Genomic DNA, 23,520 nt, shown 5'->3' on the forward strand with positions numbered 1-23,520 from the left:
CTGCCACCTCTGGCTCCTAGCGATATAACAGGAGCGACAAAAAGTAGTTGGTAACGAAAATCAGGATGATGGAAGTAACGACTGAGCCGGTTGTGGCCCGGCCCACCCCTTCGGCCCCTTCGTCGGTCGTAAGACCCTTGTAGCAGCCGATAATGGCGATGATGGCACCAAAAACCATGGCTTTGATGAGGCCGCCGGTCACGTCGGTGACCGCGGCAAAAACCTTGATGGAGTGCAAATATGTAAAAGAGCCGATGCCGGCGTACAGCGTCGCCACCAGATAGCCGCCAAGCGTGCCGATGACGTCGGCGAACACCACCAGAATGGGCAGCATAAAGACGCAGGCCACCAGCCGCGGCACGACCAGGTAGGCAATGGGGTTGGTCGCCATTACCCGCAGGGCGTCAATCTGCTCGGTCACCTTCATGGAACCGATCTCGGCCGTGATCGCCGCCCCAACCCTACCGGCCGCCACCACTCCGGTCAGCACCGGGGCCAGTTCCCGGCCCATGGCCACGGCGACGACGCCGCCGACGGAAGACTGGGCGCCATATTTGATAAATTCATGGGCGGTCTGCACGGTCATGACCATGCCGGTAAAAAGGATGGTTAACAGCACGATGGGCAGCGAATCGACGCCGAGGTGGGCTGCCTGGCGCAGCGTCAGCTTTAGGTTAAACCGCCGCAGGTGGTAAATTGTTTCGGTAAATAAAAGGATAACGCGGCCGGTGGTTTCCAGTTGGCTAAGTACCGCCCGGCCAAGCTTTTCCAGCATTGGTATAAACATCTGTCGATCCTGCCTTGCGCCCGCTAAAGGCGTCGTTTTTGCAATATAGTACGCACCGCTTGGTATTATTCAATTTTATGCAGCCATTATCCTGCCCAGCCGATTTTTTCGTCCGGCGGCATACGCCGCCTTAACGGCCAGGCCTTAAGCTCCAGGCAGCAAGTGCACCCCGTTTGCGCGGGGTGCACCTCTCATTTGCCTTCGTCTTTAACTACCTGAATTACGACCTGGGTGTCGCTGTCGATGATATAGTCGGTAGTGATATGATATTTGGTCCGGTTTTCCTCATTCTTCTTCGCAAAGTCCCCCAGCGGGCCGCGCGCCTTGTTCGCCTGGTTGGTCTTATCGCCGGCCGGTTGGGGCTCGTTGCCCAATTTCAGCTGATTGGTCTGGCTGCCGGCCAGGCCGCTGCCCGGCTGCAACAGATCAAGGTCCAAAATCTCGACGACAATGTCATTGTTGCGGTCGCGCTCCACCACGTCCCGGACGACGTCGGCAAAAGTGCGGTGCTTGTTTTTTTCCAGCCGCGCCAGTTCCCCTTCCAGCCCCTGGTCTTTCAATAAGCCGTACGTGAGCGGTACGGTGCCGCCGCCACGCACTTCCAGCGTCAGCGGCCCGGCCGGCTGGTCCTTGGGAATGACGAAGCTGACCACGCGGGTAATCGGTTCTTCCCGGTAAGGCTTGAGTTTAACCGTTATGTCAATCTTATCGCCCGGCTTCGCCGTCGCCACGTTGGCCCGCGCTTCCATGATGGTGGCCGTACGGCGCTCGGCGGTAACGTCGACATTAACTTTCACGTCCATAAGATCGACCGGCGTAAACTTGTTATCGGCAACAAGCGCGAGCGCCTCGTACAATTCGCCGACAGCCGCCTCGCCAATATTGACCGGGCTGTAAAACATGTTCTCGCGCTTTAGGGTTTCCCCCGGTAGGTTGCGGCCGCTAACCTCGAAGGTGACGCGGGCCGAACCGGGGCCGACGCGGTCCATGGTCTTTTCGATAAAACTATAGACGGTGGTCGCCGTAAGAATGGGCGCCAGCTGTTCGTCCTGCACAATCTGCACGGCGGCGTCGGTCGTTTTGCCGGCGCCGCTGTCCTGGATGATAATGCGCACCGGTACAACACTGGGATAGCGGCCGGTTACGCCGGCCACCCCGGCGCCGCGGTCCTGAGTGACCGTGCCAAGGAGATTCCCGGTAACACCTACTTTAAAGGAGTTCTCCAGGCCTTTCACGGTGGTAAATACATACGCGTCGGTTAAGAAAAAGTTCGTATTGCCTTTTTTCAGGAACGGATGGCCGAACGCCAGCACTTTATCGCCCTCGACGTAGGTAACGGTGCCAATCGCACCCAGGCTAACGTCACCCCGCACCAGCTCGATGCCCACGGCGGCGCCGGGTTCAAGCCGCGCCTGGCTTTCACCCGGTGCCGCGCCACCGACGGCGTACGGGACCAGATTGAAGGGCCTGAGTTTCTCGGCCAGCATCGCCAGCGCCCGTTCGCCAAAACCGGCGGCCATGACCGGCGTCGCCACCGGTTTAACGTCTGCAGAAAGCGGCTGGCTGGCCCAGCTATTCGCCTTATCCGGCATTTCCCACAGCTTCAGCATATCGGCAATCGGCGTCACCATACCGATCCGGTGGTCGGTCAGCGACCAGCCGTAGGCGATGGCGCCGACCAATTTGCCATCAATATAAACGGGGCTGCCGCTCATGCCTTGAGCGATGCCCCCGGTACGCTCAATTACATCGCCATAAGTACGTACTAAGATGAGGTCGCCGGATGGGCCTTTATCTTTCATGACCCCCAGTACTTCGACCCCGAACTCTTCAATTTGGGTCCCGGCAACGACTGTTTTGCCCACACCCTGCATCCCCGGCCGTACCTGGTCGACCGGCATGATGGCCACGGCCTGCACGAGCGCCGCCGGCAAGATGAAGAATAGCGCCAGCAGCACAATCCGGTACGGCTTTTGTAAACGCGCCAACAATATCATCCTTTCTACTTGCGGGACGGTTCAATCCGCACCACCGTATCCCCCTGACGGATAATGTCCCCGGGGCTTATCATTACTTCTTTGACCACGCCGTCCACGGTGGCGCGTACGGCCGGTACCGGGCCGGTAATCGTGCCGACCACAACCAGCACCGTACCTTCCTGCACAGCCGTGCCGGGCGTGACAACGCTCAGGACATGGCCCGACAGGACGCTGCGCTGGTCGACTAGCGCCCCGGCTGACGCCGACCAGGCGCCAAGCACGGCAACCATTAGCAGGGTCAGCAGCAGGATGGCGGTTTTTCGGCGGAACATAACCTCACCCCCATGTTACTTCCATTATACTCCATCTGCTTTAAATAGCAAGCCTTGCCGAAATTACCGCCAAGGCGCTTCCCACCTTGCGTTCCCGGCCGTCAGACGGTTTATTGACCACCTTGTCATTAACTACCATCTCACTGGAGCCGCCGCCATCCAAGTTCATGGCATCTACCGCCCCCAGCTCCTGTAAAAACAGCGCCAGTTCCAAGAGGGTCATGCCTGTGCTGGTTGGCTGGCGGCCATCCACCACGACCAGGAGGACCCGCCCGTCCTTGGTCAAACCAAGGGCGGTGCGCGGCGCCCGCCCGCCGGCGACATCGCTGCCGAACTCCTCAATTTTGGTGGTAAGATAAATACTGCCGTTTTTTAGCAGCATCGGCCCGGCCCCCAGGACATGCACCGTCTTGTCCCATACCGGTCCGAGCGACTGGTGGATTTTAATTTTGTCCCCTACCTTGAGGGCCGCCAGGGCTTGTGCCGACCGGCCGTGAGCCGACAGGACAATGCCGTCGGCAGGAATAACGCTGTCATTTGTCTTTATGGCCTTGACCTCATCCCCGACAATTACATATTCAATCCCGTAGATATTGGAGCCGGTCGTCACGCCGTAGCGGCTGGTGTATAAAATGAGCTCGTCGGGGCCGCGCTCGCGGTTGACGCCGTCGATAACAAGCCGTTCGCCGGATGAAAGCTGTACATAGCCCTGATAGGTTACCTGGTCGATAATTATTTTTCCGTCAGGCATGACGCCCATGGCGGTGCGCGCCAGCGGCGGGGTGCTGACAATTTCGCCGTCCAGCTTGAAGAGGCCTAAAATTTCGCCGGTCGGGGCAAAGTACGAGCCATTGACAGCCGCCACCGCCCGACAAGCGCGGGCCATGGCGGCAACGGTGTCCAGACCCTGCACTACGCCGTTAGCTAAGACCGGTTGTAACACAAAGCCCTGTTTGAGGTCAACGGTTAAAATATGGGCCGACACCGGGCCGTACGGCCGCCCGCTCAGCCATGACGTATAAGTAACCCCCGGCATGACTTCCTGGGTTACTTTCTGTTCATATACTTTCACCAGGTCGATAACCAGCCGGTTGGGCGCCTTGAGGGAAAATACATTGTAAATTACGGCCTGCTTGAGGTCGATCGTCAGCCGCAGTTTGCCCGGCTCGGCTTGAGCCAGTCGCGCGGCGCCGACCAGCGGGTCGTTGAATTTGAGCTCGGTCAGGCCGCTTTTGTTTACCGCTCCTTCCAGGTCAACGACCAGCCGCAGCGGCTCATCCAGCAGCCGTACCTTATAGGCCGGGACGGCGGTCATATCCAAAACGATGCGCACCTTATCGGCGGCCTGGCTGGAACGGATCTTGCTGACAACTGCTGCCGGCACAGCTGCTGACTCGGCAGCCGGAGCACTGGCCGGGGCGGTGGTCGGCGCGGCGGCCCCGGCCAGTGAAGCCCAGAGCAGCAGGAAGGCAAGCGTGATCGCGGTAATGCGGCTTTTGTTCATGACTCCTCCTCCCCCACAAACACTAATTACCGTTTCAAAACCGTAAAGATACTTATGCAATACATTGGCACCACGCGCAATAAAAGTGAGCTGATTGTTACTTACTTGACAAAACCCAAAGGAAACACAGCAAGCCAATAAGCCAATCAAGCGCGACAAAGGTCGCGCGCGTAGCCCTTTGCGTTCTTTGTGAACTTTGCGGTTTTACACTTTTCAGAGTGGATATTGATCTACCAACGAATAAGTCAATTTTTTCAAAAAGTCAAGCCTGACCCCGCGAACTATAGGAGCAAAAAGCCAGACCCTAACGCGGAGCCTGGCTTTTTTCCTTGTTTTCATTGGCAAGCTGGCGGTAGAGCATGTCGGCCAGCCCGATGCCGCCTGCCTGCGCCATCGTGCTTGTCAATTCCCGGTCGAGCAGGGGGCGCATCATTTCTTCTTGGGTCGTATCCAGCAGTCCCGCTTTCGGGACCGTGCTGCGCATCCGGTTGAGCAAGAGGCCCAGGAACAAGGCCTCCATGTCCCGGCAGGCCTGGCGCAGCTTTTGGTCCTCGCGGACCGCGCCGTCCGCCTGACCCCGTTTGGCGGCTGAACCGACGCCTTTTGCCTTTATCGTTTTGTCCCAGGAGGCGCGTGGGGTGCTGCCAATTGAATCGCTTCGCATATCATCACCTATATTATTTGCAGGTCGGCGTGCAGAGCGCCGGCTGCCTTGATGGCCTGGAGGATGGCGATAATGTCCCGCGGCGTAGCGCCAATGGCATTGAGAGCGGCGACGACATCACTGACGCTGGCCGCCGGCGGCAGCGTCACCATACTGGCTTTGGCCTCGTCAACCTGCAGGGTCGTCTTGTCGGTGACGACGGTGCTGCCGCCGGATAGCGGCGGCGGCTGGGAAACCGCTTTGTCCCGCGTAATCCGCACGCTCAGACCGCCCTGGGCTACCGCCACCTCGTCGATCGTCACCTGGCCGCCCATGACGACGGTGCCGGTCCGCTCATTAATTATTACCTTGGCGGCCGTATCAGGGACGATCGTCAGTTCTTCGATAGCGGCAATAAAGCCGACGATATCGCTGCCGTAAAAGTCCGGCACGCTGACCGTTACCGTGCCGGGATCCCGGGCAACGGCAATCGGGCCAAAGCGGCCGTCAATCGCCTGGACGATGCGGCTGGCCGTGGTAAAGTCAGGCTGGCTGAGAGCCAGCGCGATCTGGCCGCCGGCCGTAAACTCCACCGGCACGTCCCGCTCCACGATCGCGCCGCCCGGAATGGTCCCCACGGTGGGGAAGTTTTTTTGCTGGCTCGCGCCCCCGCTGCCGGCCGTATACCCGCCGACCGACAGGGGGCCCTGGGCGACAGCGTAAACAAGACCGTTGGCCGCCCGCAGCGGCGCCTGCAGCAGTGTGCCACCCTGCAGGCTCTTGGCATCGCCGAGAGAAGACACGGTAATGTCGATAGTATCGCCGGGCTTGACGAACGGCGGCAGGGACGCCGTCACCATGACGGCCGCCACGTTTTTCGCCTGGAGCTGGGCCGGCGTAACCGTCACGCCAAAGGTTCTGAGCATATTGGCGATCGACTGCATCGTCGCCAAATTCTTCGTCGAGTCACCCGTACCGGCCAGGCCGATGACCAGGCCGTAGCCCACCAGCTGGTTGCTGCGCACCCCCTGGACCTTGGCCACATCTTTGATACGGACGCCGGCAGCCATTGCCCCGGCCGGAACAAGGCCGACGGCCAGCACACAGAGAACGCTCAGCAAGACTAACGTTTTGCGCATATTTCCTCCGGATGTTAAAACAGAATGTTCAGGATTTGGCTGAGGACGCCCTGGCGCTGCTTGCGGGCCAGCGGTCCATGCCCCTCGATGCGGATTTGGGCGTCAGCAACATAGGTCGACAGGACGGTATTATCGGCCCGCACATCATCGGGCCGCACCACGCCGGTGACGGTAATCCGCTGTTCCTCGCCGTTTTGTTTAATGCTCTGCGTTCCGGACACGACCATATTGCCGTTCGGCTTTACTTCCACCACTTGCACGGTCAGCTTGGCCGATACATTATTGCTGTTGGCAATTGTCCCCTGGGATTTGAAGCTATCGGAATAGCCGGCGCTGGCGTCGGCCAACCAATGGAAAATGCCGACACCGGCCTGCATGTCGGTACTGCCTGACTTGGCATTTTCCGCCTTGCCGGTGCGACTGGCGCTCGAGCTTTCGCTAATGATAATCGTAATGATGTCGCCGACGGCGTGGGCCTTCCGGTCGGCGTACATGTTGGCCGCCGGGCCGCTGTCGGTCCACAGCGACGCGGCCGCGGCCGGCGCTGCCGGCGCCAGCGCCGACGCCATTAAAACCGCGGTGATGAGAATAACAACGGCTTTGTGGCCCATATTTTCACCTTACTTTCCCCGGTAAGTCAGCACCAGCGCCGACGCATCGTCCAGCACCTGGGCCGACAGGATTTTTTTCGACTGGATATTCTGCACCCGGATGACCTGGCCTTCCGCACCGTCCTGGAGGGCCTGGCCGGCGGCCACCGCTTCGATGCCGCCGCCGCGGGCGATAATGGCAATGAATTGTCCGCGCCGGATAAGGATCGGCTTGGTAAGAGCGCTGTCGGTGATGACGGCGCCCGGAGCCAGCGCCCGGCGGGCAGCCAGGCCGAGCACTTGCCGTTCATCGGTGATGTAGCCGGGCGCCAGTCTCCCTACGTCGCGCCGTTCGCGCCGCAGACTGTCTGCGGTGATAATTTCCCGGGCCGCAATCGGCCGGGCCGCGACCAAAACCTCGCGGTAAAGCTTGATGTCCAGTTTCACGGTGGCGGTCGCCACATGCCGACCGTCCACCTGCACGTTTACTACTGCCGCCGTCAGTCCGCTGAACCGGATGCCGTAGGGAAACTCGACGGTTAGCTTAAGCTCGCCGGCCGGGACGACCAGGTCGGTGGGCGCAGCATCCAGGCTGACGGTTACTTCGCCGTCAACGCCGGCCAAACGCTGTTTCGCGGCCCTAGCCGCCGCGTCGGCCAGCTCAGCGCCGGCAACCACCTGGCCGGCGGCTGTTGCCGCGGCAATGGGCGCCGACAGGGCGACAGCCAGCAGACACAGGGCCAAAAGTACCGCGACTTTCCGCAGCATGGCCGTCACCTAACGCTTAAGATTGGCGACCTGGCCCAGCATGTCATCGGCGGTGGTGATCGCCTTGGCATTAATCTCGTACGCCCGTTGGGCAACAATCATGTTGACCATTTCTTCCACGACTTGGACGTTCGACATCTCGAGGTACTGCTGCACGAGCGTCCCCGCCCCGTCCGTTCCGGGGTTCATAACCACGGGCGCGCCGGAAGCGGCCGTTTCTTTCAGCAGGTTGCGGCCGATGCTGTCAAGGCCCGCCGGATTAATAAACCGGACGATTTGGATCTGCCCCAAATCCTGCGGGTCGGTCTGGTTGGGAATTTTGGCCGTTACCCGGCCATCGGCCGAGATGGAGAGTTCGGTCGCGTTTTCCGGGATAATTATCTGCGGTTCCAACGGATACCCTTCGGACGTAACGATGCGGCCCTGCGCATCTTTTTTAAAGGCGCCGTCACGGGTATAGGCCAAAGTACCGTCAGGTAGAGTAATCTGGAAAAAGCCGTCGCCTTCAATGGCCAGATCAAGGGGATTGCCGGTTTGCTGAAAGTTGCCCGGGGTGTAAATTTTCTGGGTGGCCACCTGGCGGACGCCGTGGCCAATCTGGATGCCGGTCGGCAGTTGGGTATCCGCCCCGGTTGCCGCCCCCGCCTGGCGGATGGTCTGGTACATGAGATCCTGAAAATCGGTGCGGCTCTTTTTAAACCCGGTTGTATTTACGTTGGCCAAGTTGTTGGAAATGACATCAACGTTTGCCTGCTGGGCCACCATCCCTGACCCGGCAGTCCAAAGTGCACGCATCATCCTTGTTTTCCCTCCCCGTTTACGCTGCCAGCCGCTTCAGTCGGTCGGCGGCCGGCCGGGGCCTCCGCGGTTCGGTCCAGCCCCTGCTGTTTAATATATCGTAAAGCCAAGCCAAGTTATTAAGTGCCGATGAAGCAATAATTTCGCCGCCCGGCGCCGTTATACCCGGGCCACGTCGTTAACGGCCTTATCCAGCAGCTGGTCATGAGTCTGCACTAGTTTGGCGTTAATCTCATAGGCCCGGTACCCGGCAATAAGGGTGACCATTTCCGCTACCACGTTCACGTTCGCCAGTTCGAGCATCCCCTGGCGGACCTGGCCGGTACCGGCCTGCGGCGCGGCGCCAGGGGCAGCAAACAGGCTGTCGCCTTCTTTGACCAAAGCACGCCGGTCAGGGAAATCCACCACCTGCAGGCGGTCAACTTCCACCTCGTCGACAAAGATACGGCCATCGGCGTCAATGGCGACTTTGGCCCCGTCGCCCAGCCAGACAGGGCCGGCTTGACCCATAACGCGATAACCGGCTTGGGTGACCAGTTCACCCCCGGCGTTTTTGGTAAAGGCGCCGTTTCGAGTGTAGCGCGGCCCGGCCGGTGTGACCACGACGAAAAAGCCGGGTCCGTCAATGGCCAGGTCAAGGGCATTGCCGGTAGGACGCATCATGCCGGTGGTATGAATGGTGGCAACATTGTCCACCACCGCGCCCAGTCCCAGAGTGCCGATAACCGGTGCGCCGGGACCGTCATTGATCCGGCTGATGAGTATTCCGGCAAAATCGTGGCTTAGGGCCACGTCTTTCTTGTAGCCCGCGGTGTTGGCATTGGCCAGGTTATTGGCGGTCACGTCCGTCCGGACCGCTTCGGCCAGCATGCCCGACGCCGCGGTATAGATGCCGCGGATCATAACTTTTCACCTCGCTGCCATGGAATAAGCGGCAGCACCTAGGCGATGCTGCCTTTTTTCAGGGTTGTCAGACTATCTTGCAGGCTTTCCAACGCATCAAGGGCCTTGCCGGTGCCAAGGGCCACGCAGGATAGCGGGTCGTCAGCCAGATAGGTGGGAATACCGGTTTCCCGGTTGATCAGCCGGTCCAGCCCGGAGAGCAGCGACCCGCCACCGGTCATGACGATGCCGCGGTCGACAATGTCGGCGGCCAGCTCGGGCGGCGTCTTTTCCAGCACGCCCTTCACACATTCCACAATCAATGAAACCGGTTCGGCCAGCGCTTCCCGCATTTCGGTCGAACTGATGCGCAGCGTTTTCGGCAGGCCGGACACCAGGTCCCGGCCGCGGATTTCCATGGTCTCGGTCCGTTCGCCGGGGAAAGCGGTGCCGATCGCTATCTTGATTTCCTCGGCGGTGCGCTCACCAATCATGACATTGTATTCTTTCTTCACATAGCGCACAATGGCTTCATCAAACTTGTCACCGCCGATGCGCAGCGAATCACTGACGACGATGCCGCCCAAGCTGAGTACGGCCACATCGGTCGTGCCGCCGCCAATATCCACTACCATCGAACCGCACGGTTCGGAAATCTCCAAACCGGCCCCGAGTGCGGCGGCCAACGGCTCTTCGATCAGGTAAGTCTTGCGGGCGCCGGCTTGCATGGCCGCTTCCAGCACCGCCCGCTTTTCCACCGTCGTTACTCCGGACGGAATACATACCATAATCCGGGGTTTAAAAAACATGCGTTTGCCGGCCACCTTCTGGATAAAGTGCCGCAGCATGCTCTCCGTCGTGTCATAATCGGCGATAACGCCTTCCCGCAGCGGCCGGATGGCGATGATGTTGCCCGGCGTTCGCCCCAGCATGCGCCGCGCTTCCTCGCCAATGGCCAGAATGCGGTTAGTGTCGCGGTCGATAGCGACAACCGACGGCTCGCGCAGCACAATGCCCTTCCCTTTTATGTATACCAAAACATTGGCCGTGCCTAAATCGACCCCGATATCCATTGACCCAAACACACGTAAAACTCCTTTCCCCTGCCGCTGCCAGCTTGTCCTGCGCGTAAGCAATAAAAAATGGAGCGTAATCAGCGTAGTTGTGAAGAAACAGTTCAAAACGAACAGGACAAGGAGCATATAACTTAGCGTGTATATTTTCTACATTTTGGACAAAAGTCCTTTATTTTTCGCTATTTTCTTTTGTCTCTTTGTATTTTTTACGGGTTGCCTCGCCGCCGCGGATGTGGCGTTCGGCCTTGTTCATTTCTAAAATGGCTTTAACCTTATTCGCCAGTCGTTTATTAATGGTCGGCAGCCGCTCAATCATGTCTTTATGTACCGTGCTTTTACTAACGCCGAAAACGGTGGCCGTTTGCCTCACCGTTTGTTTGGTTTCGATAATATAGTTGCAAATGTCCAGCACCCGCTTGCGGATATAGTCTTTCATGTGTTTTTCCTCCCCCTCGCCTCCATTTGCTAAACTATATGCGGACAAAAATAAAAAATGCGTGGGTATTTCCACGCATTAAAGAGAAGTTGGCGAAAGTTTCGGCAATTAGCGGGCGGTGGCGGGGAGAATGGTTAGCGGGTCACAATATTTTTCACCTTTTTTCACGCTTAAGTGTAGATGCGGATAGTCCTCAGCCGTAGCCGCGCCAACCGTGCCAACCGCCATGCCGGCCCGGATATAATCACCCGGAGCTACCGCCGCGGTGGCCAGCGAGCCATAATCCACGGTATAGTCGCCAGTCGTTACGCGCACCGTCAGACCGGTGCGCCGGTCAGTATAGACAGCGGCGACCATCCCGTCCCACATGGCGGTAACGGCTTGTCCGGCGCGGGCCGTCACGTCAATGCCGGTATGGTAGCGCCAATCCTTAAACAGCGGATCTTCATACCAGCCAAACGCGCGCGTCACTTGCCCCGCTACCGGCCAATGGGCCGATCCGGGCCGGACTTGGGGCATACTTTTCGGCGTTGGTTCGGACTTGGCCGATTGTGCGGGTTCAAGCTGACTTGCGAGCTCCTTGGCCGCAGCCGGTGCTGCCGGTTCAGCTCCTGCCGGCGCGGTGGCCGCCGCGGCCGGCGCCAAAGCCGCGGCGGGTTGTTTATCGGCTGCAGCCGGCGGCGGCGATAGCGGGGCTGCTGGCGGCGGCGCGTGAAGGCTGACGACGACCGCCAGCACAAGCACCCCGGCCACGCTGAGCAGCCCAGCGGCCACCGCCGCTTTTCGGACCAGGCCGGCCGTCTGTCCTATTAACTGGTCTAAATTAGCGCGCACCTTACAATCACCTCCCTACCATCATGCCCATAATTTGCCTTTTTTATAAGGCGCTGCCGCACTGCCATAACCGTTTCGTTATTGACCAGGAAGAATTTTGAAAATATAATAATTTTTTATAATTTTATATGGTTTTTCTTATAGAGATATAATATAATGTTATTAGAGAGGTAGTTCGGATTTTCACAAAAAGGACGGTGTGCAGTATGTCCATCCCACTGCGAATCGTGCTTGGCATCCCCTTTGTCCTGTTAAGCTGTCTCCTGGCGCCGGTGTTCATCTTCCTGCTGATTGTCACTTCGCCGGTTTCCTTTATCGTCGCCGGCCTGCTGCGGCCTAAAGACCGTCATGACGGCGGCTCTTTCTCGCTCCATACCCATCTGCAGCCCCGGTAACAAAGCGAAAGCAGGCAGTATATCTCTACCAGAGATATGCTGCCTGCTTTTTTATGAACCATGGATGTCCCGGATGGCGACACCGGTGTAATAATAGGTAAGAATTTCGCGAAAAGTGCGGCCTTCTTTCGCCATGCCGTTGGCGCCGTATTGGCACAGGCCAACGCCGTGACCGTAGCCAATGGTCTTAAAGACCAGGCGGTCTTCCTTGGTTTCTACGATAAAATTGGCCGACCGGAGATCAAGTTTTTCCCGCACGGCCGTCCCGGAAAAGGTCTTAGCCCCGATCCGCACTTTATCGACCCGTCCTGATTCGGTACGGTCAAGGACTTGGGCTATGCCGGTCTCTCCGGTTTTGGCCGCCGCCAGTACCCCGGCGTCGGCGCCCAGGCGCTGCTCAAGCTCGGTAAGTGTAATTTCCCTGGTGTCGGCATAACGGGGTGACTTCTGGTCCCATTTGCAAGGCACGCTTTTAAGATAGGGGTAATCAAAGCCCCATACTTCCAGGGCGCTGGCGGTGCGCTCGCCGCTGGTCGAGTGAAAGACGGCGTGAATGGGTTCGCCGCTATAGGTCAGAATGAGACCGCGCGTTTCCTCCACGGCCTGGCTGATTTTTTGCCAGTACAAGTCGCTCTTAAACGGCCCCCAGCGCTGGCGGAGCTGCGCCTCGCTCAGCCATGCCTGGCTCTGCCGGTGGTCGGTGCTCACATCCGCGCCCGGCCGGTCGGGCAGGCCGCTGCCGCCAAACAGCGCCATCTGCTTGACGGCATAGGTGCGGGCGGCGACCGCCTGGGCCTTCAGCGCTTCCAGCTCAAACTCGGCCGGCATCTCGGCGGCCACTACCCCCTTTACGTATTCCTCCAGGTTCATCTCCACAATTTTATCCGCCTCGTGCAGGTAAACCTTAATGGGTATATCCTCTCCCTTGTGGACTTTGGTCCGCGGCTGCTCGACCGTGGCGGCGGGGATACCGCGCACGATGATTGCCGGCAGGACAATTACGATTAATATGACGATCATCGCCGTCAGGGCCGCCACTTGTCTCACGCCCGCGCCTCCTCCCGCCTGTAAGCAGTACATACTATGCAAACTGTAGCGGTCTTAATGCCAAAAATTTATTAAACCGCAAAGGCCACAAAGGACGCAAAAATTAAACCTCCCGGCAATTAGCCGGGAGGCACGCTGGTTATCAAAATCTATGAGTGCTAGCCAGTAACCCGTTCAATGTCGGCGCCGAGGCTTTTGAGTTTACCAACGAGGTTGTCATAACCCCGGTCAATGTGATGAACACAGCTAATTTCGGTCCGGCCTTCGGCGGCGAGTCCGGCAAGAACCAGGGCTGCGCCGGCCCGGAGGTCAGTCGCCTTAACCGGGCAGCCTTGGAGACGGGGCACGCCTTCCACAACGGCGCTGCGGCCCTCGATTTTTATATTCGCCCCCATCCGCTTGAGTTCGTCCACATGCATAAAGCGGTTTTCAAAAACGGTCTCGGTAATGATGCTGGTCCCGTGCGCCACCGTCATAAGCGCCATGAACTGGGCCTGCATATCGGTGGGAAAACCGGGATACGGGAGGGTCTTAATATCGACAGTGCGCAGAAAACCAGTGCCTTGCACCCGCACGCCGTTTATATCTTCCTCGATGCGCACGCCTGCTTCCTTCAACTTGGCGACGACCGGCTTGAGATGATCGGTCAGGGCGTTTTCAATGTAGACGTCGCCATTGGTGATCGCCGCCCCCACCATATATGTGCCGGCTTCGATGCGGTCGGGAATGACGGTGTGGGTGGCGCCCCGCAGTTCATTTACACCTTCGACCTTGATCACGTTGGTGCCGGCGCCGCGGATTTTGGCCCCCATGGCATTGAGGAAGTTGGCCAAATCGACTACTTCCGGTTCTTCGGCCGGGTTTTCCAAGACCGTCGTTCCCTTGGCCAGCGCTGCGGCCATTAAGATGTTTTCCGTAGCCCCTACACTGGGAAAATCAAGGTAAATGCGGGCCCCGTGCAGACCCCGGGGGGCTTTGGCCTCGACATAGCCATGGCCAAGCACGATTTCGGCGCCAAGAGCTTCAAAACCTTTAAGGTGTAGGTCAATGGGCCGGGTGCCGATAGCACAGCCGCCCGGCAAGGAAATTTTCGCGCAACCGGTGCGGGCCAAGAGCGGCCCCATAACCAAAAAGGAGGCCCGCATCTTCCGCACGAGCTCGTAAGGGGCCTCACAGCTCGTAATGTCGGTACTGTCCACGACCAACGTGTCCGTATCTTCCCACCGCACTTTGGCGCCAAGACATTCAATGACCTCGGATATGGTGCGCACGTCGTCCAACTTGGGCGTTTCCATCAGCCGGCTGGGCGAAGTACCGAGCAGCGCCGCGGCAATAATCGGCAAGACGGCGTTCTTCGCGCCGCTTACTTTTACGGTGCCGCATAACCGTTTGCCCCCGCTTATAATAAGTTTGTCCACAAAAGTTCCTCCCACAATGCAAGCTGCTAATGCTCGCGCGTGATAACCGGCGAGCCAATTAAAACGTAGGTGCGATCATCATAAGGGCTATAGCGCATGGCCATATTAACGTTCACGCGCTGGCCGCCGACCTGCAGCCAGTCGGCAATTGCCGGTGAGTAACCGCTGAAACTGGAAAAATTGGCGTAATGCACCTGGTCGACAGTAGTGCCGCCAATGCGGTCAAAGGCGGCTGCCAGCCTTTTGGCCCGCTCCGCCTCCTCTAGTTTACCATCAATATAACCCGCCAGGCAAGTAGCAAGCCGCGGCGAACCGCCGGCATCCCTGATTATATTATCAATTTTATGACGCCAGGCGTCAATGGGCCCACCGTCGTTTATGGCATCGACATTTACAACCAGATAGGCTTCGGCTTCGCCCGACGTCAGCTCCATAACTTGCGCGATCGCGACAACGTGAATGCGGTCGCCGGCTGCATCGGCCCGCACCAACCGGTGGCGCCGGCCGCGGTTATTATTTAGCTTATAGTCGGCAGGATCTATACCGAGCCGCGCCATGGCCACGCGCACAAGCTCTTCCAGTTCATTGTCGGTTACCGTGGCCGTCGGTAACTCCGCCCAGCCGTTCAGACTGAAATCGTGCAGCCTCGCGCCGGTAGCCGTCAAAGCCTCCACCAGCAGCGCCGTCTCCGCCTGGTCGCCGGCGGGCCGGCTCAACCCGGCTGGCAGCTGGCTGTCCGTGGCAGCAATTAGCACCAGGAAAACCAAAACGATGATAATGCCGAAAATCCATCCGTTGCGGCGCAAAACCATTTTCTCCCCGTCCCGTCTAATTCACCGTCTTGCGGCAGTTTTTTCCCTAACACAATTCTTGCCAGTTTTTAGGGGAGTTATACGATGAAAATTTCGCCACAACCAAAGCGCGCATTTTTAACAAAACCGCCAAGGACGCAAAGGACGCAAAGGGCACGCTTTATAACTTTTTATCAGCGCGGCGAAGCCGCGCCGTCAACCCTTCGCGTAACTTCGTGTACTTCGCGGTTAAAAACATACAATTCTAATATAAAAACAGACCGGGCCAGCTCCGAGCTGACCCGGTTTTACTTAATTACATCCTGGATTTGTGAAATTCGGCAACGCCGAGCCGCATGAGCGCCCGTTTCAGGGCCTGCTCGGCGCGAGCCACGTCGATGCCTTCACGATTGCCCTTAAGACGGGCCTCGGCCCGCTCGCGCGCCGCTTCCGCCCGTTTTACGTCAATTTCTTCGGGCAGTTCGGCGCAGCCGGCCAGGACGGTCACCTTATCGGGCCGGACTTCGATGAAGCCGCCGCAGATGGCAATGCGCTTCTCGCCGTCATCTTTCAGAATGCGCAAGGGGGCAATCTCCAGTCCGGCGATAAGGGGCGCATGGCCGGGCAAGATGCCGATATCGCCGTCGGTGGCGCGGGCGATGACCATGTTAACATCGTCGGAATAAGCCAGGCGCTCGGGGGTGACAATGTCCAGTCTAACCGTTTTGGCCACCTGTTATTCCCCCTTCATTTTTCGCGCCTTTTCCACCGCTTCATCAATAGTGCCGACCATATAAAAGGCCGCTTCGGGCAGGTCGTCGTGCTTGCCGCTTAAGATTTCCTTAAAGCCGCGAACGGTCTCTTTTAGCGGTACGTATTTACCGGGCGTGCCGGTAAAGGCCTCGGCAACGAAGAAGGGCTGGCTGAGGAAACGCTGAATTTTCCGCGCCCGTGCGACGGTGAGTTTGTCTTCGTCGGACAGTTCTTCCATGCCCAGAATGGCGATAATATCCTGCAGTTCTTTGTACCGCTGGAGCACTTCCTGGACGCCCCGGGCCACTTCGTAATGCTCCTGGCCGATGATGTTGGGGTCGAGGATCCGCGACGTCGAATCAAGCGGGTCCACGGCCGGGTAAATGCCCAGCTCGGCGATCTGCCGGGACAATACGGTAGTGGCGTCGAGGTGGGCGAAAGTCGCCGCCGGCGCCGGGTCGGTCAGGTCGTCGGCCGGCACATAGACCGCCTGCACGGAAGTGATGGAGCCTTTTTTGGTAGAGGTGATGCGTTCCTGCAGCGCGCCGACGTCGGTACCCAGCGTCGGCTGATAACCTACCGCCGACGGCATGCGCCCCAGCAGGGCCGACACTTCCGAACCGGCTTGGATAAAGCGGAAAATGTTGTCGATAAACAGCAGCACGTCCTGGCCGTGCACATCGCGGAAATACTCGGCCATGGTCAGGCCGGTGAGGCCGACCCGCATCCGCGCGCCAGGCGGCTCGTTCATCTGGCCGTATACCAGGGCGGTCTTATCAATAACGCCGGACTCGCGCATTTCCATCCACAGGTCATTGCCTTCGCGCGTCCGCTCGCCGACGCCGGCGAACACGGAGAAGCCGCCATGCTCGGTGGCAATGTTGCGGATGAGCTCCATGATAAGTACGGTTTTGCCTACACCGGCACCGCCGAAGAGACCGATTTTACCGCCTTTGGCATAAGGGGCGATCAGGTCGACGACCTTGATGCCGGTTTCGAGAATGGTGGTGGAAGTTTCCTGTTCCTCAAAGCTGGGCGCCGGCCGGTGGATGGGCCAGTAGTCTTCGGCAATAACCTCCCGGTCGTCGTTGTCCACCGTTTCGCCCAGTACGTTGAATACCCGCCCCAGAGTACCTTTGCCGACAGGGATTTTGATCGGCGCGCCGGTATCGACGGCCGTCATGCCGCGGACCAGGCCATCGGTCGAGGACATGGCCACGCAGCGGACGGCGCTGTCGCCCAGGTGCTGCATGACTTCGGCCGTCAGCTTGACGTTGACGTCGCCGTTTTGGCCTTCAATCCTGATGGCATTGTAAATAGCCGGCAGTTGTTCCGGGGGGAATTCTATGTCAACGACAGGGCCGATTACCTGAATTACTCTACCAGTGTTCAACAGTTTCCCCTCCTACTTTAGTGCCTCGGCGCCACCCACGATTTCGGTGATCTCGCGGGTGATGGTGGCTTGGCGGACCTTGTTGTAATTGAGAATGAGTTTTTGGATAAGTTCCTGGGCATTGTCGGTGGCCGAGCTCATGGCCGTCATCCGGGCCCCGAGCTCGCTCGCCGCTGCTTGCAGCAGGGCGCTGTAAATCACCGTCTCCAGGTACTTGGGCAGCAGCAGGTCCAAAACTTCTGCCGCCGACGGTTCAAAAATATATTCGGTCTGCGCCGCTTCACCGCCGTCCGGCGTATCGGTAAGCGGCAGCAATCTGACGGTTGTCGGTTTCTGGTTGATCGGTGAAAAGAACTGGGTGTAAACCAGGCGGATTTCGTCATATTTCCCGGAAATAAAGGCGCTAGAGAGTTCCTTGGCAATTTTCACCGCGTGGTCGTAGGTCGGCTTTTCCGAAAAGCCGATATATTCGCTGTCAATGGTGTAGCCGCGGCGCTTGAAATAATCGCGCGCCTTACGGCCGACAATAACCATCCCGATGTTGTCTTTGCCGCGAACCTGGGGCAGTACCTCGCGGATAAGGTTAGCCGAGTAGGCGCCGGCAAGACCTTTGTCGGCGCTCAGGATGAGATAGCCGATGCGGTTTACCTCGCGCACCGCCAGCAGCGGATGGCTGGCGTCGCGGGTACTGGCAGCAACACTAGCCAGCACTTCCCGGATTTTCTGGGTGTAAGGCTTGCTGGCGGCGGCCCGTTCCTGGGCCCGGCGCAGCCGGGCCGCAGCCACCATTTTCATGGCCTTGGTAATCTGCTGGATGTTTTTGACGCTCTTAATGCGGCGCCGGATATCCCTTGCGCTAGGCATTTGTCATCACCTCGCCGCGCCGGCGGCGCCTTCCTGGCTGATGGACACGAAGGTGTCTTTAAACTCCTTGATGGCCTTTTGCAGGGCCGCTTCGGTTTCGCTGTCAATGACTTTCTTCTCGCGGATCGTCTTGCCAATCTCCGCATAGTTGGCGCGCATGAACTTTAAGAAATCCTGCTCAAATTTCGTGACATCCGAGACGGCCACATCATCAAGGTACCCGTTGACGGCGGTGTAAATGACCATAACCTGCTCCTCAACCGGCATGGGCGCGTATTGGGGCTGCTTAAGAATTTCCAGCGTCCGCTGGCCACGGTCAATAAGTGCCTTGGTCGCTTTATCCAGGTCGGAGCCGAATTGCGCGAAGGCCGCCAGCTCGCGGTACTGGGCCATATCCAGGCGCAGACGGCCGGCAACCTGCTTCATCGCTTTAATTTGCGCCGCCCCACCGACACGGGATACGGAGATACCGGCGTTGATCGCCGGCCGGATACCCGAGTAAAACAGCTCGCTCTCGAGGAAAATCTGGCCGTCCGTAATCGAAATGACGTTAGTGGGAATGTAAGCCGACACGTCGCCGGCCAGCGTTTCGATAATCGGCAGGGCGGTGATGGAGCCGCCGCCAAGCGCGTCGGACAGTTTTGCGGCCCGTTCGAGCAGACGGGAGTGGAGATAGAACACGTCGCCGGGATAAGCTTCCCGTCCGGGCGGACGGCGGAGCAGCAGCGACATGGCCCGGTAGGCTTGGGCGTGTTTGGAAAGGTCGTCGTATACGCACAGCACATGGCCGCCCTTGTACATGAAGTATTCACCCATCGCGACGCCGGCATAGGGAGCCAGGTATTGCAGCGGGGCGCTGTCGGCGGCGGTAGCGGCAACGACAATGGTATAATCCATGGCGCCGGCTTCCTCCAGCGTCCGCACGACGCGGGCCACCGTCGACGCTTTTTGCCCAATGGCGACATAAATGCAAATAACGCCCTGGCCCTTTTGGTTGATGATGGTATCGACGGCGATGGCCGTCTTGCCGGTGCCGCGGTCGCCGATGATCAATTCCCGCTGGCCGCGGCCGATGGGGATCATGGCATCGATCGCTTTAATGCCGGTCTGCAGCGGTTCTTTTACCGACTGCCGGTCAGCGATGCCGGGCGCCCGATATTCGACGGGACGGTGCTCGGTAACATTAATAGGGCCTTTGCCGTCCAGCGGCTGGCCCAGCGGATTGACGACCCGGCCAATCAGGGCCTCGCCGACCGGCACTTCCATAATCCGGCCGGTGCGGCGCACCGTGTCGCCTTCTTTAATGAACGTTTCGCCACCAAGCAGCACGCCGCCGACGCTGTCTTCCTCCAGGTTGAGCACCATGCCGTATACCCCGTGGGGAAATTCCAGGAGTTCGCCGGCCATGGCCTTTTCGAGGCCGTGAATGCGGGCGATGCCGTCGCCCACCTCGATGACCGTGCCGACGTCATCGACATTGAGGTCCACCTGATAGCGCTCTATCTGCTGCTTAATGATAGCCGTTATTTCTTCTGGCCTCATCTTCATGCTAGTCTGTCACCCCAATCTTAGTCAGTTCAGTGCTAAGCAGCGCCGCCTTCAGCGAAGTGAGCTGACGCGCCACGCTGCCGTCGATCAGCTTGTCGCCAATTTTTACGACAACACCGCCGAGGATGGAGTCGTCCACAGCGGTTTTAAGGACCACATTGCGGCCGGTCACGGCGCTGAGTTTGGCCGCCAGCGCCTGCTTTTGCTCAGGGCTGAGGGGCCTGGCGGTCGTGACCTGGGCTTCAACGATATTACGGGCCTGATTGGCTAACTGGATAAATTCGTGGACAATGGCGCGCAAGGCCGTCTCCCGGCGCTTGTCAACAAGCAGCAGGAGAAAGTTGCGGACATATTCGGTCAGCTCGCTCGCAAAAACTTGGCGAATGATTTCCTTTTTCGCTTCCGCCGGCACGCGCGGGTGATAAAACAGGGTGGCCAGGTCGTCATGGCCGGAAATTGTGCTTTCTACCAGGGTGAGCTGTTTTTCCACCTCGTCCAGCATGCCTTTTTCCTGGGCCAGTTCAAAAATGGCCTGGGCGTATTTCAGCGCCAACTGGCTCTTTAGCATGGCATACCACCTATTTTTTGCCGGTCAAGCTTGTCGATAAAATCTTCCACCAGCTTGGCGTTGGCTTTTTCATCCAGGTTTTGGCCGATAATTTTGGTAGCGGCGGCCAGCGACAGAGACACCACTTCGTTTTTCATCTGCGCAAGGGCGCGCTCGCGCTCACGGGCAATCTCGGCCTGCGCTTCCTTGAGCAACCGGGCATGTTCGGCCCGGGCCTCTTCCAAAATTTGCTCTTTGGTCTGCTCCGCCAGTTTCATTGCTTTTTCGACAATGGCCTGCGCCTGAGTACGGGCCTCAGTGAGCTGCTGCTGGTACTCGCGGCGAAGCTCTTCCGCCGCCGCCCGTTCCCGGTCGGCCGCCGCAATGCTGTCGGCAATGCGGGCCTGCCGGTCGGCCAGAGCCTGCATAAGCGGTTTATAGGCCACCTTGGTCAGGATGGCCACCAGAATAAGAAAATTTATAATTTGCGCGATTAGTGTCGCGTTGAGTTCAACCAACGAGGGCCCCTCCTCTTTCCGGCGTGTAAGGGAGGCGACGGAAAAACTTTCCGTCGCCCGATCTACGCCCAATTACTTGATAAACGGATTGGCAAAGACCAGCACGATGGCGATAACGGCGGCAATAATGGGAATAGACTCGATCAAGCCCACGGAAATGAGCATGTTGACCAGAATCGTACCCTTGGCTTCCGGTTGTCGTGCCATGCCCTCGATTGCCTTGGCCGTTACCTGGCCGTCACCCATGGCCGCGCCAAAAGCGGCCAGACCGATGGCCAGCGCAGCGGCAATTACAGAGGCAGCAACAATGATGGCGTGTTCCACAATGAACTCCTCCTTCAGCTATTTAAAAAAATGTGTTTTTGCTTGATGTTATTGGTTAATGGTGGTCGTCTTTTAACGCATTGGAAATGTACGACATCGACAGGATGGTAAAGATAAACGCCTGGACAATGCCGACGAAAACGCTGAATGCCAACCAAGCCGTGGGGATGACATACGGTACTAAAATCCCCAGAATGATTATCAGAATTTCCCCGGCGAGGATATTGCCGAATAAACGGAAAGAAAGCGTTACAGGCTTGGACACCTCTTCGATGATGTTGATCGGCAAAAACAGCACGTTCGGCTCCAGAAAGTGCTTGAGATAATTGAAAAGTCCTTTGTTAGCAGCTCCGGCGACATGAACGACAGCGATGACCAACAGCGCCAACCCCAGGGTGGTGTTGAGGTCGTTAGTCGGCGACGTGAAACCGGGTACAAGCCCCAGCTCGTTCGCTACCAGTAAAAAGAGGAATAGCGTGATGAGCAGCGGCGCCAATTTCTTGCCTTTCGGTCCCATGGCGGCCTCAATTTGCTCTAAAAGGGCCAATATCACCATTTCCAGCGCGTTCTGCCAGCCGCTGGGCACCAGGCTTAAGCGCCGCGTGGCCAGAACGGCCAGGATGATGACAATGGCCATTGTCAGCCAGGTCATATACAGCGTATCCATATTGAACGCCAGACCGGCAAAATAAGCGACTTTGTGACCGCCAATTTCATGCCCTCCACCATGTCCCATACCTTCACCCCTTTCTTGCGTATTGTCGGTTGCTGCTAAGCATCTCTTTAGCTACCAGAACGGCGGCATTCAAAAAGATGACTATATGAAGGGAAAATAATCCCGTCACAGCCGCTAAGAAGTTGACGGTTGTCAGCTTGAGAGCCAGAACAAGCGCCAGGGAAATAAACACCAGGCGCACCAGCCAGCCTGACCGCATGTAAGCCACCGCTTTGGCCGCCGGCATTTCCGCGCTGCGGCGCACCCGGTAGCACAGCAGGCAAAAATAAATAGCGCTCACCACTGACCCGAAGGCCAAACCGCGGGCCCAATCGGCGCGTCCGGCCAACAGGGCGCAGCCGATGGCCGAAAGCGCCAGGGCGGCGATTTGCAGCAGCGTGCGTCTTGCTTCAATGGCGTATTCCCGCATAAAACCCTACTTTCCCACAATCCGTTTATATGTACTCCACAGGCCGGAAATCATGCCAAGGACGATGCCAGCCACAGTGGCCCACGGGTAGGTAGCGAGCCAGTTGTCCACCATCCGTCCCCCGAAAAGGCCTACCGCCACCGATACAGCCATGTGTAGGCCAATGGTTCCGGCCAGTCCCAAGGCGGAAAATAGCTGGCGCTTGTCGTCGTCCTCCATGTGCTTGCACCTCGTGCGATGGGATTACGCAAGATATTATGCCCTATATCCGGTAATTTAAGACAATCCCTTTTGTCCGCCAAACTATATGGCAGATTATTTTTATTCGTCACAATTTGAGTTAATCCTGCTTTTTTTCGATAAAATATAGCACTTTAAGGAAAGTAGGCCTAAGTTGCATTAAACCCCTGGCTGCCAACGGTCAGCCAGGGGTAGGTATATTTTTAATACCACAGTCCAATAAATTTCCAGTAAACCAGACCAATTGTTAAATAGATCACGGTATGCAGTGCGGTTACAAGCAAACCAATGCTCCACCACGACTTTTTATCGTTATAACCCTTGGCAAACAAAATGGGGCCAACGCCGTTGCCATAATGGGTAAGCGTGGAGGAAACAACCATAAGGAAAAGGACCAAAAACACCGCCGGATAACGGGGCACGTCAGTAGCGGCAATCACCGAGTAGGCCAGCGGGGCGAACGAAGCGACATAACCGACGAGCGAGGCAAATAAATAATGGACTACCAAGACTGCGGCAGCCGTCATTGTAACCATCAGTCAGGCCGCTTCCGGCAGTGATTGGACGACAAGGCCGACAATAGTGGCGATGAAAATACCGAACAGTTTCCACGCGGCCGGCTTTAAACCAACCGGGGCCGGCGTCAGGAAGAAAATGCCGGCCAGCGCAACAGGAATAAGCAGCCTTACTAAACGATTGTTAAGCATTTAATTCCTCCCCCCATGCAAAAACAAAACAAATACAGCTTTAATAGTCAAACTTATCCGTT

Annotated in this window: 29 protein-coding genes; 1 reads left to right on the forward strand and 28 read right to left on the reverse strand. The window is 57.9% G+C overall.

Annotation, left to right across the window (positions count from 1 at the left end):
• Positions 1 to 16: 16 nt before the first annotated feature.
• From BLQ99_RS00135 to BLQ99_RS00195, 13 genes are all read right to left on the reverse strand, one after another.
• Positions 17 to 787 carry an MlaE family ABC transporter permease gene (locus tag BLQ99_RS00135; protein ID WP_093686928.1) on the reverse strand — a complete coding sequence of 257 codons (771 nt, stop codon included), beginning with the start codon at positions 785 to 787 and terminating at the stop codon, positions 17 to 19.
• Positions 788 to 978: 191 nt separating this feature from the next.
• Complete coding sequence (locus BLQ99_RS00140; RefSeq protein ID WP_093686930.1) at positions 979 to 2,784, reverse strand: SpoIVB peptidase S55 domain-containing protein; 1,806 nt, start codon at positions 2,782 to 2,784, stop codon at positions 979 to 981.
• A 5-nt stretch (positions 2,785 to 2,789) separates the two neighbouring features.
• The gene (locus tag BLQ99_RS00145; RefSeq protein ID WP_093686932.1) at positions 2,790 to 3,098 is read right to left on the reverse strand and encodes an HlyD family efflux transporter periplasmic adaptor subunit; all 309 of its coding nucleotides are present in this window, start codon (positions 3,096 to 3,098) and stop codon (positions 2,790 to 2,792) included.
• 40 nt (positions 3,099 to 3,138) lie between these two features.
• Positions 3,139 to 4,602, reverse strand: coding sequence for a phosphodiester glycosidase family protein (locus tag BLQ99_RS00150; protein WP_093686934.1), 1,464 nt, complete (start codon positions 4,600 to 4,602; stop codon positions 3,139 to 3,141).
• Positions 4,603 to 4,906: 304 nt separating this feature from the next.
• Positions 4,907 to 5,266 carry a rod-binding protein gene (locus tag BLQ99_RS00155; RefSeq protein ID WP_093686937.1) on the reverse strand — a complete coding sequence of 120 codons (360 nt, stop codon included), beginning with the start codon at positions 5,264 to 5,266 and terminating at the stop codon, positions 4,907 to 4,909.
• 8 nt (positions 5,267 to 5,274) lie between these two features.
• Complete coding sequence (locus tag BLQ99_RS00160; protein ID WP_093686939.1) at positions 5,275 to 6,384, reverse strand: flagellar basal body P-ring protein FlgI; 1,110 nt, start codon at positions 6,382 to 6,384, stop codon at positions 5,275 to 5,277.
• 14 nt (positions 6,385 to 6,398) lie between these two features.
• Positions 6,399 to 6,995 (reverse strand): flagellar basal body L-ring protein FlgH, encoded by a 597-nt coding sequence (locus tag BLQ99_RS00165; protein WP_093686941.1) that lies wholly within the window; start codon positions 6,993 to 6,995, stop codon positions 6,399 to 6,401.
• 9 nt (positions 6,996 to 7,004) lie between these two features.
• Positions 7,005 to 7,742 (reverse strand): flagellar basal body P-ring formation chaperone FlgA, encoded by a 738-nt coding sequence (gene flgA / locus BLQ99_RS00170; protein ID WP_093686943.1) that lies wholly within the window; start codon positions 7,740 to 7,742, stop codon positions 7,005 to 7,007.
• A gap of 9 nt (positions 7,743 to 7,751) precedes the next feature.
• Entirely contained in the window at positions 7,752 to 8,540 is a 789-nt protein-coding gene (gene flgG / locus BLQ99_RS00175) for a flagellar basal-body rod protein FlgG (protein ID WP_093686945.1), read from the reverse strand.
• Between the two features lie 159 nt (positions 8,541 to 8,699).
• Positions 8,700 to 9,443 (reverse strand): flagellar basal-body rod protein FlgF, encoded by a 744-nt coding sequence (gene flgF, locus BLQ99_RS00180; protein WP_093686947.1) that lies wholly within the window; start codon positions 9,441 to 9,443, stop codon positions 8,700 to 8,702.
• A 38-nt stretch (positions 9,444 to 9,481) separates the two neighbouring features.
• A complete protein-coding gene (gene mreB / locus BLQ99_RS00185) occupies positions 9,482 to 10,507 on the reverse strand; it encodes a rod shape-determining protein (RefSeq protein ID WP_093686949.1) in 1,026 nt (341 codons plus the stop codon).
• 160 nt (positions 10,508 to 10,667) lie between these two features.
• Positions 10,668 to 10,934, reverse strand: coding sequence for a sporulation transcriptional regulator SpoIIID (gene spoIIID, locus BLQ99_RS00190; protein WP_093686951.1), 267 nt, complete (start codon positions 10,932 to 10,934; stop codon positions 10,668 to 10,670).
• 108 nt (positions 10,935 to 11,042) lie between these two features.
• Positions 11,043 to 11,768 carry a M23 family metallopeptidase gene (locus tag BLQ99_RS00195; protein WP_093686953.1) on the reverse strand — a complete coding sequence of 242 codons (726 nt, stop codon included), beginning with the start codon at positions 11,766 to 11,768 and terminating at the stop codon, positions 11,043 to 11,045.
• 206 nt (positions 11,769 to 11,974) lie between these two features.
• On the opposite strand from BLQ99_RS00195, the gene BLQ99_RS00200 reads away from it, so the two are divergent.
• Entirely contained in the window at positions 11,975 to 12,163 is a 189-nt protein-coding gene (locus BLQ99_RS00200) for a hypothetical protein (RefSeq protein ID WP_093686955.1), read from the forward strand.
• Positions 12,164 to 12,214: 51 nt separating this feature from the next.
• Here BLQ99_RS00200 and spoIID read toward each other — a convergent pair whose 3' ends face one another.
• The 15 genes from spoIID to BLQ99_RS14695 form a co-directional block, all read right to left on the reverse strand.
• Entirely contained in the window at positions 12,215 to 13,210 is a 996-nt protein-coding gene (gene spoIID / locus BLQ99_RS00205) for a stage II sporulation protein D (protein WP_093686957.1), read from the reverse strand.
• A gap of 158 nt (positions 13,211 to 13,368) precedes the next feature.
• Positions 13,369 to 14,628 (reverse strand): UDP-N-acetylglucosamine 1-carboxyvinyltransferase, encoded by a 1,260-nt coding sequence (gene murA, locus BLQ99_RS00210; protein ID WP_093686959.1) that lies wholly within the window; start codon positions 14,626 to 14,628, stop codon positions 13,369 to 13,371.
• Between the two features lie 26 nt (positions 14,629 to 14,654).
• Entirely contained in the window at positions 14,655 to 15,434 is a 780-nt protein-coding gene (locus BLQ99_RS00215) for a YwmB family TATA-box binding protein (protein ID WP_171904553.1), read from the reverse strand.
• 301 nt (positions 15,435 to 15,735) lie between these two features.
• Positions 15,736 to 16,152 (reverse strand): F0F1 ATP synthase subunit epsilon, encoded by a 417-nt coding sequence (locus BLQ99_RS00220; RefSeq protein ID WP_093686963.1) that lies wholly within the window; start codon positions 16,150 to 16,152, stop codon positions 15,736 to 15,738.
• Between the two features lie 3 nt (positions 16,153 to 16,155).
• Entirely contained in the window at positions 16,156 to 17,565 is a 1,410-nt protein-coding gene (gene atpD, locus BLQ99_RS00225; protein ID WP_093686965.1) for a F0F1 ATP synthase subunit beta, read from the reverse strand.
• A gap of 12 nt (positions 17,566 to 17,577) precedes the next feature.
• Positions 17,578 to 18,429 carry an ATP synthase F1 subunit gamma gene (atpG, locus tag BLQ99_RS00230; protein ID WP_093686967.1) on the reverse strand — a complete coding sequence of 284 codons (852 nt, stop codon included), beginning with the start codon at positions 18,427 to 18,429 and terminating at the stop codon, positions 17,578 to 17,580.
• Positions 18,430 to 18,435: 6 nt separating this feature from the next.
• Positions 18,436 to 19,977 carry a F0F1 ATP synthase subunit alpha gene (atpA, locus tag BLQ99_RS00235; protein WP_093686969.1) on the reverse strand — a complete coding sequence of 514 codons (1,542 nt, stop codon included), beginning with the start codon at positions 19,975 to 19,977 and terminating at the stop codon, positions 18,436 to 18,438.
• A 1-nt stretch (position 19,978) separates the two neighbouring features.
• Positions 19,979 to 20,545, reverse strand: a complete 567-nt coding sequence (locus BLQ99_RS00240) for a F0F1 ATP synthase subunit delta (protein ID WP_093686971.1) — start codon at positions 20,543 to 20,545, stop codon at positions 19,979 to 19,981.
• On the reverse strand, positions 20,539 to 21,042 hold the full coding sequence (gene atpF / locus BLQ99_RS00245; RefSeq protein WP_093686973.1) for a F0F1 ATP synthase subunit B: 504 nt from the start codon (positions 21,040 to 21,042) through the stop codon (positions 20,539 to 20,541). Before atpF ends, BLQ99_RS00240 begins: the two co-directional genes overlap by 7 nt.
• Positions 21,043 to 21,114: 72 nt before the next feature.
• Positions 21,115 to 21,366, reverse strand: a complete 252-nt coding sequence (atpE, locus tag BLQ99_RS00250) for a F0F1 ATP synthase subunit C (RefSeq protein ID WP_007289588.1) — start codon at positions 21,364 to 21,366, stop codon at positions 21,115 to 21,117.
• Between the two features lie 55 nt (positions 21,367 to 21,421).
• The gene (gene atpB, locus BLQ99_RS00255; protein ID WP_093686975.1) at positions 21,422 to 22,102 is read right to left on the reverse strand and encodes a F0F1 ATP synthase subunit A; all 681 of its coding nucleotides are present in this window, start codon (positions 22,100 to 22,102) and stop codon (positions 21,422 to 21,424) included.
• A 4-nt stretch (positions 22,103 to 22,106) separates the two neighbouring features.
• Complete coding sequence (locus BLQ99_RS00260) at positions 22,107 to 22,511, reverse strand: ATP synthase subunit I (protein WP_093686977.1); 405 nt, start codon at positions 22,509 to 22,511, stop codon at positions 22,107 to 22,109.
• A gap of 6 nt (positions 22,512 to 22,517) precedes the next feature.
• Positions 22,518 to 22,730, reverse strand: coding sequence for an AtpZ/AtpI family protein (locus BLQ99_RS00265; RefSeq protein WP_093686979.1), 213 nt, complete (start codon positions 22,728 to 22,730; stop codon positions 22,518 to 22,520).
• A gap of 224 nt (positions 22,731 to 22,954) precedes the next feature.
• Complete coding sequence (locus BLQ99_RS00270; RefSeq protein ID WP_245690195.1) at positions 22,955 to 23,287, reverse strand: anion permease; 333 nt, start codon at positions 23,285 to 23,287, stop codon at positions 22,955 to 22,957.
• Between the two features lie 3 nt (positions 23,288 to 23,290).
• Positions 23,291 to 23,458 (reverse strand): anion permease, encoded by a 168-nt coding sequence (locus BLQ99_RS14695; RefSeq protein ID WP_143005849.1) that lies wholly within the window; start codon positions 23,456 to 23,458, stop codon positions 23,291 to 23,293.
• Positions 23,459 to 23,520: the final 62 nt, after the last annotated feature.

This window comes from Sporolituus thermophilus DSM 23256 (assembly GCF_900102435.1).
Taxonomy (GTDB): Bacteria; Bacillota; Negativicutes; order Sporomusales; family Thermosinaceae; genus Thermosinus; species Thermosinus thermophilus.